This is a genomic window from Arcticibacter tournemirensis (assembly GCF_006716645.1).
Taxonomy (GTDB): domain Bacteria; phylum Bacteroidota; class Bacteroidia; order Sphingobacteriales; family Sphingobacteriaceae; genus Arcticibacter; species Arcticibacter tournemirensis.
In genome coordinates, this window is sequence record NZ_VFPL01000001.1 from 189,626 (window position 1) to 201,603 (window position 11,978).

Annotated in this window: 15 protein-coding genes; 7 read left to right on the top strand and 8 right to left on the bottom strand. The window is 40.3% G+C overall.

What is annotated here, in order from left to right:
* Positions 1–48: 48 nt before the first annotated feature.
* Positions 49–843, bottom strand: coding sequence for an SDR family oxidoreductase (locus BDE36_RS00810; protein WP_141813369.1), 795 nt, complete (start codon positions 841–843; stop codon positions 49–51).
* Positions 844–968: 125 nt separating this feature from the next.
* On the opposite strand from BDE36_RS00810, the gene BDE36_RS00815 reads away from it, so the two are divergent.
* Positions 969–1,346 carry a winged helix-turn-helix transcriptional regulator gene (locus BDE36_RS00815; RefSeq protein ID WP_141813370.1) on the top strand — a complete coding sequence of 126 codons (378 nt, stop codon included), beginning with the start codon at positions 969–971 and terminating at the stop codon, positions 1,344–1,346.
* Here the strand turns inward: BDE36_RS00815 and BDE36_RS00820 are convergent.
* Positions 1,308–1,508 (bottom strand): hypothetical protein, encoded by a 201-nt coding sequence (locus BDE36_RS00820; RefSeq protein WP_141813371.1) that lies wholly within the window; start codon positions 1,506–1,508, stop codon positions 1,308–1,310. The two genes, BDE36_RS00815 and BDE36_RS00820, sit on opposite strands and share 39 nt — an antisense overlap.
* Positions 1,509–1,686: 178 nt before the next feature.
* On the opposite strand from BDE36_RS00820, the gene BDE36_RS00825 reads away from it, so the two are divergent.
* Positions 1,687–2,190, top strand: a complete 504-nt coding sequence (locus BDE36_RS00825; protein WP_235904420.1) for a GNAT family N-acetyltransferase — start codon at positions 1,687–1,689, stop codon at positions 2,188–2,190.
* An 18-nt stretch (positions 2,191–2,208) separates the two neighbouring features.
* The gene (locus tag BDE36_RS00830) at positions 2,209–3,270 is read left to right on the top strand and encodes a basic secretory protein-like protein (RefSeq protein ID WP_141813372.1); all 1,062 of its coding nucleotides are present in this window, start codon (positions 2,209–2,211) and stop codon (positions 3,268–3,270) included.
* Positions 3,271–3,358: 88 nt separating this feature from the next.
* On the opposite strand, the gene BDE36_RS00835 is transcribed toward BDE36_RS00830, so the two are convergent.
* On the bottom strand, positions 3,359–4,327 hold the full coding sequence (locus BDE36_RS00835; protein WP_141813373.1) for a GlxA family transcriptional regulator: 969 nt from the start codon (positions 4,325–4,327) through the stop codon (positions 3,359–3,361).
* 199 nt (positions 4,328–4,526) lie between these two features.
* On the opposite strand from BDE36_RS00835, the gene BDE36_RS24070 reads away from it, so the two are divergent.
* Positions 4,527–5,441, top strand: coding sequence for an SRPBCC family protein (locus BDE36_RS24070; protein WP_235833163.1), 915 nt, complete (start codon positions 4,527–4,529; stop codon positions 5,439–5,441).
* Positions 5,442–5,640: 199 nt separating this feature from the next.
* Here BDE36_RS24070 and BDE36_RS00850 read toward each other — a convergent pair whose 3' ends face one another.
* The 3 genes from BDE36_RS00850 to BDE36_RS00860 form a co-directional block, all read right to left on the bottom strand.
* Positions 5,641–6,417, bottom strand: a complete 777-nt coding sequence (locus BDE36_RS00850) for an SDR family oxidoreductase (RefSeq protein ID WP_128770661.1) — start codon at positions 6,415–6,417, stop codon at positions 5,641–5,643.
* 61 nt (positions 6,418–6,478) lie between these two features.
* Positions 6,479–7,057: a TetR/AcrR family transcriptional regulator gene (locus BDE36_RS00855; protein WP_128770660.1), complete on the bottom strand. Its 579-nt coding sequence runs from the start codon at positions 7,055–7,057 to the stop codon at positions 6,479–6,481.
* A 292-nt stretch (positions 7,058–7,349) separates the two neighbouring features.
* Positions 7,350–7,694, bottom strand: coding sequence for an EthD domain-containing protein (locus tag BDE36_RS00860; protein WP_141813374.1), 345 nt, complete (start codon positions 7,692–7,694; stop codon positions 7,350–7,352).
* Positions 7,695–7,855: 161 nt separating this feature from the next.
* On the opposite strand from BDE36_RS00860, the gene BDE36_RS00865 reads away from it, so the two are divergent.
* The 3 genes from BDE36_RS00865 to BDE36_RS00875 all read left to right on the top strand — a co-directional run bounded on the left by BDE36_RS00865 (position 7,856) and on the right by BDE36_RS00875 (position 9,642).
* Positions 7,856–8,515, top strand: coding sequence for a hypothetical protein (locus BDE36_RS00865; RefSeq protein WP_141813375.1), 660 nt, complete (start codon positions 7,856–7,858; stop codon positions 8,513–8,515).
* 126 nt (positions 8,516–8,641) lie between these two features.
* Positions 8,642–9,154, top strand: a complete 513-nt coding sequence (locus BDE36_RS00870) for a hypothetical protein (RefSeq protein WP_141813376.1) — start codon at positions 8,642–8,644, stop codon at positions 9,152–9,154.
* A 173-nt stretch (positions 9,155–9,327) separates the two neighbouring features.
* Positions 9,328–9,642 (top strand): PD-(D/E)XK nuclease family transposase, encoded by a 315-nt coding sequence (locus BDE36_RS00875; RefSeq protein ID WP_128770657.1) that lies wholly within the window; start codon positions 9,328–9,330, stop codon positions 9,640–9,642.
* Between the two features lie 727 nt (positions 9,643–10,369).
* Here BDE36_RS00875 and BDE36_RS00880 read toward each other — a convergent pair.
* Positions 10,370–10,822: a carboxymuconolactone decarboxylase family protein gene (locus BDE36_RS00880; RefSeq protein ID WP_128770656.1), complete on the bottom strand. Its 453-nt coding sequence runs from the start codon at positions 10,820–10,822 to the stop codon at positions 10,370–10,372.
* 66 nt (positions 10,823–10,888) lie between these two features.
* Positions 10,889–11,464: a Crp/Fnr family transcriptional regulator gene (locus BDE36_RS00885; protein ID WP_128770655.1), complete on the bottom strand. Its 576-nt coding sequence runs from the start codon at positions 11,462–11,464 to the stop codon at positions 10,889–10,891.
* Positions 11,465–11,978 lie beyond the last annotated feature (514 nt).

Here is an 11,978-nt window from a genome sequence, read left to right on the forward strand (position 1 = left end):
ATTCTTCTTTTTTGTTTAATGATACATACTCTTCTTTTATTGCGAATCTTAAATTGTTGGGATAGTGCCGCCGTCGATTACATATTCCGCACCGGTCAGATAATTTGCCCTTGGCGAGACCAAAAATCCAACTAATTCGGCCACCTCTTCAGGTTGTGCAGGCCTGCCATACGGAATTCCTCCTAAGCCGTCCATCACGCTTTTTGTAGCCTCTTCAACGGTTACGTTTGAGCTTTGCGCAATGCGCTCCATCATTCTGGTGGAAGATGCAGTCATAATCCAACCTGGCGAAACCGTTAAAACCCTTACACCTTTTGGTGAAACTTCATTTGACAGACCTTTACTGTAATTGATCAAACCGGCTTTAGCAGCTGCATACGGCAAAGTAGAATCGTACAATGGCAATTTTCCCTGAATAGAAGCTATGTGAATGATAACGCCCTGGCCCCGTTCAAGCATTTGCGGCAGGAACTGTCTGTCTAAACGTACAGGAGCAAGTAAATTGGATTGAATAGTCATTTCCCAATCTTCATCGCTCAAAACCGCAAAACCACCACCCTGCGTTTCAGAACCGCCTAAGTTATTTACCAAAATATCCAGCCTTCCATATTTTGCTAAAGCCCCACCGGCCACTTTTTTTGCTCCGCTAGGCTTACTCAAATCAGCCGGAATAAAATGCATAGCTTCATTAAGCTCGTCGGGGGCATTTCTTGCCGTAATGATCACCGTTGCGCCTGCCGCCAATAATCTTTGGGCAATAGCTCTGCCTGCACCTTTTGTGCCTCCTGTTACTAAAGCTATTTTCCCTGATAGCTCATCGCTGTAATTAAATTCCTTATTCATTTTACAATTTCCTCTGAGCAAATTTCAGTGGTATATTCACTTCAAACAAGTACGGAAAATCGAATTGCATAGGGATAAATTCTTCCCCTATTGCACATTCTGAACAATGGGAATACCTTTGCAATATGTATGAAAGAAAGATTCCGTTAAGCTTAAATTGCGGTCTTGATCTGATCGGTGAGGTACTTTACGGCAAATGGAAAATCCGCTTGCTGTGGTTTATTAATGAGGGCCATAAACGTCCAAGTGAGCTGCAGCGCAAAATCCCCGACGCTTCACGCAGAGTATTGAACATACAACTAAAAGAATTGGAAGGACACGAATTGGTCGTCAAAAAGATTTATCCCGTTGTTCCACCAAAAGTAGAATATACCCTTACCGAATTTGGCAAAACGCTAATTCCCGTGATTGCCGCACTCGGACAATGGGGCGATGAGAACGAAGAACGTTTAAGGAATGTAATTTTAAATTGCCAGCAAAATCCGGAAAGCCCCATAATTTAGCTGAATTAATGACAACATGCCCGCCGAGACGTCGCGTAGCTGACCGGTTTCCGCATTAAGCGCCGGCGTAGGTTTTGCCGTACACGAACGGGTGGAAAGTGTACCGCCCCTTACAGCCACTACGACAAGCTGACTACCCGTCATCTTCGCTTCGGCGGACATGCGTCAAATATTTTAAAATTCGATCTTCAAAAAACTAATAAACTGCCACTTGAACTTTGTAAAATCAAAAACCAGGCCAATAGCAAGCCCGCAAATCAACCTAAATAGCTTTCCTGACACCAATCAATAGGAGGTAACATTGCCCTCGCGTCAAAGGAGTATTACTAATGCCCATAATATGGGCAATAACATTACCTTTATTTTCAGACATTTGACCATGATTTTCAGAGAAGCAACAGTAGACGACATTAAACAAATACAGATTGTAAGGAATTCAGTCAAAGAAAACGCATTGTCTGATCCCAATTTAGTAACTGATCAAGACTGCAACGTCTTTATGTTCCAAAGAGGCAAAGGCTGGGTATGCGAAATTGACAATACAGTTGTGGGGTTCGCAATTGCCGATCTGGTTAACAACAATATCTGGGCATTATTCCTCCATCCAAATCATGAGCACAAGGGCATCGGAAGAAAACTCCATGATATGATGCTCGACTGGTATTTCTCAAAGCAGGACAACGTTTGGCTCGGCACAGCTCCCGGCACAAGAGCAGAATTATTCTATCAAAAATCAGGCTGGCGCAAAGCTGGTATGTATGGCAAGGAAACCAAATTTGAAATGACGGCAGAAGAATGGAAATCTATTAAGCAAACCCGCAAAACGATGATATTGGGTATCTAACTATTTTAATTTATTTTTATGCCAAATAATCAACTCATGCTCAAAAATACATTCACCCTGGCCTTCTTTGCACTGTTTTGTTTTGCAGCAACAGCACAGCCAACTTCAACCAATACCACTACAGCGGGACAGACGTCCCAGCGCAGACGCGTCGGACCTCACCCTTACACCATAACTATTTTAAATAAAACAAAGGTTAAACTAGACACGGTGAAAGTAGATGCGGCATTCCAGGCAACCTATCCGGCTTTTGCAGTAGCGGATGGTTATCGCACCAAAAGGGAGGTAACCATGCGGGTTATTGATACGGCAAAAAAGTTCACGATAAGCGCCAAACCCGGTGAAATCGTAGTAAACAGCCGGTGGATTAAGAAGAAAGATAACATCAACAGATTCCAGGCTCACCTGCAGGAAGCGCTTCATAAAAACTGGACGTCAGTTGATACGGTTAAACAGGGTGATTATCAATTGGTATTTATAAACAAAAACTCAAACTTCAACCCCGTAATTCAGAAGGAACTCATTGAAACCTATTTCAAGGTTTTCCCCGTACTTGTCAGTACGTTTAATGATAAAACCACCCATGAGGTTATATTTGTGACCGACACTGCATATAAAGGGGTCGCCGAAGCCAGCGGAAACCGTATTTTATTCAGCACTACTTATATGAATGCGCATCCAACGGATATTGATATTGTCACACACGAAGGGATGCACCTTGTGCAAGGTTACGGTTACGGATCAGGACCAGTTTGGTTAACCGAGGGAATAGCTGATTTTATACGTTATAAATATGGCGTTGATAATATTGGCTCCAAATGGTCACTACCAGCATTTACAGCGCAGCACAACGAGAAAAAATACGAGAACAGCTACCGCATAACCGCACGCTTTTTTGAATGGATTGATCAAAAAGTTAAACCGGGAATGATCATACAATTAGATAAAGAATTGAGAAACCACACCTACAATCAGGATACGTGGGTAAGGTTATCAGGAAAAACAATTGACGAGCTTTGGGACGACTATGCGAAAAACCCTGAATTAACGCTTAAATACAGCGGGAAGGAGAGAATCTGATTTACATCAGTAGATGTTTAAGCCTTGCTTAACCAGAAAACAAGCCAGTATACCGTCTTCATCAGTTTCAAATTCAGGAGCAGGCGAGTCATCTATTGTACTTGCTCTTGTATTCCAACGGACTGATACCGGTTACTTTTCTGAATACTTCCCGGAAAGCCTTAACATCAGAATAACCTACCTCGTACATCACTTCATTAACTGTTTTACGATTGTTTTCAAACGCCCGTTTTGCCCACTCTACCCTTGCCCTCTGCAAATATTCGAGAGGGGTATTGCCTGTGGCTTTAATAAATCTTCTGTCAAAGTTACGTCTGCCAACAGCAAACCTGGCGGATAAATGCTCAATCGCTATTTTCTCATGAAGGTTGCTTTCAATATATGACTGCGCTTCTTTTACCATGTCGTCATCGTGCTGTTTCTGACCCTTAAAGATTATAAATTCCTGCTGGCTCTGCCTCCCTATTTCAATTTGAAACACTTTGGAACAGTAAATGGCAGTCTGCCTGTCAAAATATTTTTCTACAAGGTAAATGAGCAAGTTCAGAAAAGAATACGCGCCGCCATTTGTATAGATTCCCTTTTCGTCGGTAATTAACTTGTCTGGCTGCAAATTCACTTTAGGAAACTCCATCCTGAAATTATCTGCAGCAATCCAATGTGTAGAACAGCTCTTACCGTCTAATAAACCTGCCGATGCCAGAAGATATGCGCCTGTACACACACTGGCTATCTCGGCTCCATTTCTATATTGCTGGGCAATCCAGGTAATCAGATCCTGGTTTTCCTGGATCGCCCTTTTATAATTATGGTTTAACGACGGTATAATCACAAAATCTGTTTTTTCTAAAGCCGAAATATTGGTATGAGGTTTTACTGCAAAAAGGCCTTCATAAAACTCCACTTTTTCGCAGCTTCCAGCCAGTTCCACCTTAAATACCGGCGGTCTGTTACCGGCCTTCCAAAATTCATTTGCCCGGGTTAATATCTTATAAGCGCCCACAATACTGCTGAGGTTATTCTCGCCATTGGGCACCAATATAGTAAGGTGTTTCATGTCATTTTTTTCTAAAGGTACATAAACAACCTGTCCAAATCAACCCGTCATAATGTCCATTTTGCACCCCTATAGCCAGAAATTGAGACGATACCTTTGTAATGTGACAATGAAAGTTAATTACCATGATAAAACTTTGTATGTATTGCTTTTAACCATTTCCAGCCTCGTTTTATTTAACAATAAAAAAAATACACCGATGACAACATTTGATTTTACAACAACCTTATTGGTAGACCAAACGCCCACTGAAGTGTTTAATGCTATTAATAGCGTACCCCTGTGGTGGTCCGAAGATTTTAAAGGTCATTCGCAAGCGTTAGAAGATGAGTTTGAAGTGCGTTTTGGCGATGTACACTATTCTAAACAAAAGTTAGTTGAAGTAGTGCCCGGCAAAAAGATAGTTTGGCTTGTTACAGTGAGCCATTTGAGTTTTCTTAAAAACAAGACGGAATGGACAGGAACAAAGATCATCTTTGAAATTGAGCCAGCAGGCAAGAAGACGCAGATACGCTTTACCCATCAGGGACTGTCCCCGCAGGTGGAATGTTATAAGGACTGCACAAGCGGCTGGGAACAATTTCTGCACAGTAGCTTAATCCCTTTAATTACCGCCGGAAAAGGTAATCCCAACGTACTCAACAAGGAAATCAAGGAAAAAACCGCCACGGCTGCGAAAAATTACACTACATCCTTTACGGTAACCAAAAGCGCCAAAGAAGTGTTTGATGCTGTTACAAATGTTCGCGGATGGTGGTCAGAAGAAATTGAAGGCGATACGAAGAAACTTGATTCCGAATTTAAGTATCACTATAAAGATGTTCACTCATGCACCATGAGAATAGTAGAGTTTGTACCCGGCAGGAAAGTAGTGTGGCTGGTTACCGCCAACCATTTTAATTTTACCGACGACAAAACCGAATGGATAGGCACAAAAATCAGTTTTGAAATCACTGAAAAGGATAGCAAAACACAGTTGTGCTTTACGCATATTGGCCTGATTCCAGAATATGAATGTTACGAAATTTGCAGAAATGCATGGACCGATTATATCAACACAAGCCTATTCAACCTTATCACTACAGGAAAAGGAAAACCTAACTTAAAAATGTAAAAGTATCGGTATGGCTGCCAAGGCCCGGCAGCAGACATCTTTGATAAATCTTCAGTGTCATTAAGAATCACATCTGGGCAGGCTTCAGAATAAATTATAAACCCGGCTATGCCGGGTTTTGCCAGGAGTTCCACCTCCTAATTCTTACTTCAGAAAAACAGGAGATGGCAGGGTACTCTGGCAATGCATGGCCGTTTTTTTATACTACCGGCATCAGGCCGCCATCAACCAGGTAGTTTGTCCCTGTAAGGTACCTCGCCTCATCAGAGGCCAAAAATCCTACAAGATTTGCAACTTCTTCAGGTTCTGCCATCCTGCCCAGGGGTAGGTTCCCAACTTTTTCTACTAATGTTTTAGCAGCCTCATCCGTTGAAATGTTCATGGCTTCCGCCATATTGTCGATGAACTCCTCCATCAAAGGCGTTCTAACCACTCCCGGCGAAACAGTCAGCACGCGTATGCCCTTCGGGCCAAGTTCACCGGACAGACCTTTGCTGTAGGCATTAAGCGCAGCCTTAGCAGCCGAGTACGGTATCGTTATGTCCCATAAAGGCAGCATAGCGGCGCCCGAAGAAATATTTATAATTACTCCGCTTTTTTGGGCAACCATTGACGGCAGTAAGGCCTTGTTAATACGGACTGCCGACATCAGGTTCAACTGAAATTCATGATTCCAATCTTCATCAGACAATGTACTGTAGCCTCCATTAGGGCTTGTGTTAGCACCAGCGTTATTTATAATGATATCTACCCGGCCATACTTTTCAAGTAAATTTGCTGACACAGTCAATGCACCATCCGGCGTCGAAAGATCAGCTGCGATAAAATAGTGATCATTTTCACCATCTTTTGGTGCAGTTCTGGCTGTAATTACAACCGTGGCACCTGCCCGATGTAATGTATCGGCAATAGCCTTTCCGATACCTTTAGTTCCACCTGTAACCAAGGCAATTTTTTCATTTAGTGAGTAACTCATAATTATTGTATTTGATTATAATTTATTTTAAAGCGATTGATTTAAAATGAGGTAAATTTTTTTACTGTTTTAATTGCCGGATAGATAAGCCAGCCATTTTGAGGATACGCTGACCATCCTTATGCATAATAAAAGAATTATACCACCCGGTAAACAAGCTATCCAAATAATCAGCTATTATATCAGCGTCTTCATGAGCTGCAATCTCGCCAGCCTCCTGTGCGTTCTCAACCATACGTTTTATAAACTGATGAACATGATCATTATACTCATTGATCGCTTTCTGCACTTCAGGGTCACAGCCTTCAGTTTCAAAAGTTGCCTTTACACACAGGCAACTGTTTGGCTCTGATACAATCGTTTTGGCCGCGTCATTTATAAAACTCTCCAGGGCTGCAAAAGGCGAATCAAAATTAGCTACACGTTTTTGCGCGGACTGTATCCGGCCATTAGTATAATGCCTGATACATCTGATAAATAATTCATGTTTATCGCCTATACTATTATACAGGCTACTGATGTTTATCTGCATGGCATCAGTCAGGTCACGCATCGAAGTAGCTGCATAGCCCTTTCTCCAGAAAACTTCCATTGCTTTCTGAATTACCTCGTCTTCATTGAATTCCAGATTCCTTGCCATTGGGACAAAGATAGCATTATTTTAAATCGATTGATTTAAAATAATGCTATCTGATTGTAATTTTACGTCACCTTAGAGTTTATTTATACCACTTAAGTAATGTCCCGTCCGTCGCCCCGAGTAAAATTGGCCAGTCTTTTAATTGATGCACATGGATATTAACTGCACTTATGCGGATAATAATATAAACATCGTTGGCTTTAAAGGAGAGTTAGTGATTGTATTCATTGTATTTGAAATAACAGCCATCTCACTTAATGGGTGAGATAGGTGTTATCGACAAAGTTATTAATTATGCACCAGCTTTGATGATTGTTTCATTGGTTGCCATTGCAATATAGTTTGAAGTATCAAAAAATTTGGGCTCATCGGGATGCACCTTTGTTAAATAATTTTCCGATGTGAAGAAAGCGTTGAAATCATCGAACGAGTCAAACGAGATTTCTACTACAGCATCATATAAAGGCTTAGGAAAACCTTCAGCTACTATAGGGTGGTTAACTACATACTTTCTAACGTAAAGTTCTACCTCAGGGATGGAACAGAATAAAGGAGCGTGGTGATTTTTGTGATAATCCACAAATTCTTCAAGGCTCATGCCTGGCAGTTTTTGCACTAAAAACGTAAATTTGATCATTGTCTTTTTATAATCGCAAGGCAGCTATACATTGTATTACCGCTTTTTGATCTCATAGCCTAAATCCGATTTTCAATTTACCAATTCCATTACCCTTATTATGATTCTTCCTGTATATTTGAGTTATATCCTATATCTCATAAAAGAACCAATAAACCGACATGAAAAAACAACTGCTGTTACCATTACTACTTTTAGGACAGATCGCTTTAGGTCAGACAAACGAATTGATAAAAGTGGCAGGCACAAAATGCAGTTTAATTCCGCCATCTGGTTTTGTGACTGCATCAGTAAACGGAATTTATCCGGAAGAGTCGAAAACGATTGAAGGAAAAATAAAAGACGCGTTACTGTCCACCGTATATGATAGTGCTCAGAACGATGATCCACTAAGTGCCGCAACATTTTCAATAGACGTTACCAATACTGATTTTAAACTTATAAAGTATATATCGGGCAGTCTCATTTACTCTACAGACGGAAAGATCCCAACCGACAAGCCAACTTTAATTCTGGGCCACTCTATTGCCAAAGTTGCAGTTGATAATCAAAAAGAATACGCCGAAAAAAGACTTAAAAAGCTCCCCGGCGGAGAACGCCTCATTCTGAAGATAATTAAAGAAATAACTATAGACAATCTTAAAGGCTACGAAATTATTGCAGGCGGAAAAACCAAAGAAGATAAAACCGAGATAATTTATCAGGTCATGCTGTTTGACGGCAAGGGCGACTATTATTTGATAGTTGGAACAACAAGGGAGGATACAGCACAAAATATCAAAACGTTTAAAAGCATAGCAAGAACATTTAAGCGAAAATAGAGAAAGGTTCTGTATGTGCCTGAACTTAGAAAGCAGCCTTCTCTCCTTTACGAGAACTAATGAGTCTTTGTGAATAGATCATCACCAAACACACCCGGCACCGAGAAACTTCAAACTCATACCATTATGGGCAAAATAGTTTTTGCAGCTATACTTTGTTTATTATCATCATGTAAGTCTGCCTCACGGTATACGTATGATGAGCAAAAATATAACCTCATAATTGAGTATAACCCCTGGATAAAAATTGACCTTAATAATAGAGTGGCGATAATGGAATTTCATGACTTCAAGTCGGTCGATACTCTTGACTTGACGACAGCAAGTATAGACGCCATAAAAAGTTCTTTTGAAAAGAATAGAATTGGCATTATCCACGGAGATGTAAGCTACGGTGATCCTTTAGAGCTTCCTGCATGGGGGCTGAAAGTTAAGATTTTTAGGGCTGAGAAATTGCAGGCATACTTATCCATATTTAACGAAATCCATTTCAATAATAGTCCTGTATCTGATGGTGATAAACATGCGTTTCGTTTTAAAGACGAAATATATCGTGTTTTGGAAAAAAGCAAAAAGTTCAAAGCAGTAAAAGAGAAATGTAGGGAACAACAAAAGAAAAGTAATGAATATCTGATGTGATTGCAGTGTGGTAAAGGGCTGCCAGGTGGCTTGAATGGTCTGGCTGCCGGCTGGGTTAGATGGGTTTAATGGACAGAGACAGCAAAGAAATATTTTACAAAAAGCTGGGATATAAATTCTTGGAACCCCGAAGGGCTCTATCAGGCCATTAAAAACAAACACTTTCTGATAAATTGCCTAATTTTACAAAAGAGGCAGAAGATCTGGAAACAGATGTCGAAAAATGGACATACCTGTTAAAGAATATGAGCCGTTTAGATCAGATCCCGGTCTATCTGAACAAGCGGATATTTCAGCGGATTTTCCAGATAGCAGAAATAAGTAACTTAACACCGGAGGAGCAAACCATGTACGAAGCAAGTTTAAAAGATAAGTGGGATTACGAAAACGTTCTTGCCACTGCAATGAGAGAGAGTAAGCTAGAAGGTAAACTTGAAGGCGAGCGGAAGGGTGAACTTAAAGCAAAACTCGAAACTGCCCGCGAATGAAAGCTGCAGGACTGTCGATATCGCAGATTGCACAGTTCACCAAGCTCTCAGTCGAAGAGATCAATAAGCTATAATTATTAAGATTCAGCAATAACTCACAAGCCCGCCTACGCCGGGCTTTGTTGTTTTTAAGCATAGGCTCCGGCTTTGCTGAATGAGAACTTCCCCTTACCGGAACCCATAACAATGATAGATTTCCGGGATGCAGTACTTCAGTTTGCAGTGCGGGCCACATCATGTATTCCCTCGATAGTCTCATACACCATGCTAAAACAAGGATGGCTTACAACAAATAACAAACGCCTGGCTCTACTAAAAGAACCAGGCGTTTTAAGTTTATTCAATTCGAACGGCTAACGAGAGTACTTCACGTTCACATTTGAGTGATTTTCAACATTCCTTTGCTTCTCAAAAGCAAAGGAAATAATCGCCTTTTGCATTTTACTGTCGAGATATTTACCTATAATTGAAAACTTTTCCTTAGGAATCTTCTAAAACCTTAAATAGTTTCATTTTTCGCTACCTTAAAACCACCTTTTCATTTGAGGCTGTTACCAAACAAGAACAGAAACTGTTCAATATTTTCTGCGGGAGTATTGAAGGACAAAGCAAGTTCATTCATTGTTCTTAAACAGGCAGGGTAATAATCCACAGCAAAGAAAAATACATGAGCTTCTATTAAGGTCCAGTGTCATTATAACGACTTACGATCTTTTTTTATGTACTCTTATGCAAGACTTTCTCCTATTAATAGGTGGGTACTTAGAACAATCCTGTTCCATAGGTTGATGGTAGTAACTGCCATTATAATATCTGCAATTTGGGTTTCGCTAAAAAATTGTAAGGCTTTTGTGTAGGTTTCATCTGTTAATCCTTTTTGTTGGATTAACGTTATCTCTTCCGTTACTGCCAACACTACTTTTTCTTCTTCCGTAAAAACACCTTCAACTTCTTTCCAAGCACTTAGCAAGAAAATACGTTGATTGGTTTCACCACTTTTAATTGCGTCTTGAGTGTGAATATTAATACAAAACGCACACCCGTTTATTTGTGAAGCACGGATTTTGATGAGTTCTTTGGTAGTTTTGGAGATAGAACACTGTGATAAATAGGTTTCTAAACCAATAATTGCTTTCAGAGCATTTGGAGCTACTGCTTTAATGTTAAACCGTTTTTGCATTGTACTTCTTTTAAAATTGTTCACTACAAAATTGAAAAATGCTAAAACGGAAAAACTTAAACTGGTTTAAGAAATGCCCCTCTTACGGATCTCGCTTAAATATTCGGGGGTAAATCCTAAATATGATGCGATTAAGTACTGGGGAACACGCTGTACAAATTCAGGATGATTCCTAACAGCCTGGAAATAAAATGCTTCTTTCGAAAACGTAAAAAGATATTGAATACGCCTTTGAGCCGCTGCATAAGCCCGCTGGTAGACAAAACGGAAATACCGTTCCATTATCGGAAATGCCGTTAATAATTTTTCTTGATTGTCCTGTGATATATAAAGTATTGTTGATTGCTCTACGGCTTGAATATAAAAATCTGAAGGGATTTTATTTTCGTAGGCAAAGTTGTCAGTAAGCCACCAGGTTTCTATCGCAAATTCGGTTGTTTGTTCAGTCCCTTTCTCGTTGATGAAAAACTTCCGTAGCAACCCTTTTAATACAAAGTAATGGTGTTTGCAAATTTGGCCCTCCTCTAATAAGTTTTCTTTTTTAGCTACATCTTTGGTATCAAAGAATTTTTTTATCTCTTCAAATTCCTCATCAGAAATTTGTGCGAATTTTTCTATATGGTCTTTTAGAATATTCAACATTAGGTTTAAAAGAGTTTTGTTTTTTTAGATTACAGGTACCGAATAGCCTACACATACCCGTATTCCACTCTTCGAAGATAACATATTTAAGTATCGATTAAATGCGTTTCCATAGTTAGGGACATATGGTTCAAAAAGTCATTCACTTTTTGAACCATATCTAATTATATTAGAATGGAGATTCCGGAGATGCTGGTTCTTCGTATCCGTGTCCCGTAAGTAGGTTCCCGGAAGCCGGCATTCCGGTGCTATCCCTTCATTACTGGATTTATGTAAAAGAAAAAGAAAGCAAGACAAAAAAGAGGGATACCCTCTTTTGTTCGCCTGCAGGTGAAAGAAGATCAGACCCCACATCTGGATATCACCCTTGAACTGCCCCGGGATATACGGATTATCCTTCAGGGACAGGTGAGTGCTGAATATATCAAAAGTCTTCTTGCATGAGCCCTTACGGGAACCCGCAACCACCCTTCCCCGCCTCTCAGTATCTTTGCCCTATAGAACCAACAAAATG

Coding starts and splice junctions, on each gene's coding strand:
- BDE36_RS00810 (WP_141813369.1), bottom strand. CDS start 843: ATGAATAAGGAATTTAATTACAGCGATGAGCTATCAGGGAAAATAGCT.
- BDE36_RS00815 (WP_141813370.1), top strand. CDS start 969: ATGTATGAAAGAAAGATTCCGTTAAGCTTAAATTGCGGTCTTGATCTG.
- BDE36_RS00820 (WP_141813371.1), bottom strand. CDS start 1,508: ATGTCCGCCGAAGCGAAGATGACGGGTAGTCAGCTTGTCGTAGTGGCT.
- BDE36_RS00825 (WP_235904420.1), top strand. CDS start 1,687: ATGGGCAATAACATTACCTTTATTTTCAGACATTTGACCATGATTTTC.
- BDE36_RS00830 (WP_141813372.1), top strand. CDS start 2,209: ATGCCAAATAATCAACTCATGCTCAAAAATACATTCACCCTGGCCTTC.
- BDE36_RS00835 (WP_141813373.1), bottom strand. CDS start 4,327: ATGAAACACCTTACTATATTGGTGCCCAATGGCGAGAATAACCTCAGC.
- BDE36_RS24070 (WP_235833163.1), top strand. CDS start 4,527: ATGACAACATTTGATTTTACAACAACCTTATTGGTAGACCAAACGCCC.
- BDE36_RS00850 (WP_128770661.1), bottom strand. CDS start 6,417: ATGAGTTACTCACTAAATGAAAAAATTGCCTTGGTTACAGGTGGAACT.
- BDE36_RS00855 (WP_128770660.1), bottom strand. CDS start 7,057: ATGGCAAGGAATCTGGAATTCAATGAAGACGAGGTAATTCAGAAAGCA.
- BDE36_RS00860 (WP_141813374.1), bottom strand. CDS start 7,694: ATGATCAAATTTACGTTTTTAGTGCAAAAACTGCCAGGCATGAGCCTT.
- BDE36_RS00865 (WP_141813375.1), top strand. CDS start 7,856: ATGAAAAAACAACTGCTGTTACCATTACTACTTTTAGGACAGATCGCT.
- BDE36_RS00870 (WP_141813376.1), top strand. CDS start 8,642: ATGGGCAAAATAGTTTTTGCAGCTATACTTTGTTTATTATCATCATGT.
- BDE36_RS00880 (WP_128770656.1), bottom strand. CDS start 10,822: ATGCAAAAACGGTTTAACATTAAAGCAGTAGCTCCAAATGCTCTGAAA.
- BDE36_RS00885 (WP_128770655.1), bottom strand. CDS start 11,464: ATGTTGAATATTCTAAAAGACCATATAGAAAAATTCGCACAAATTTCT.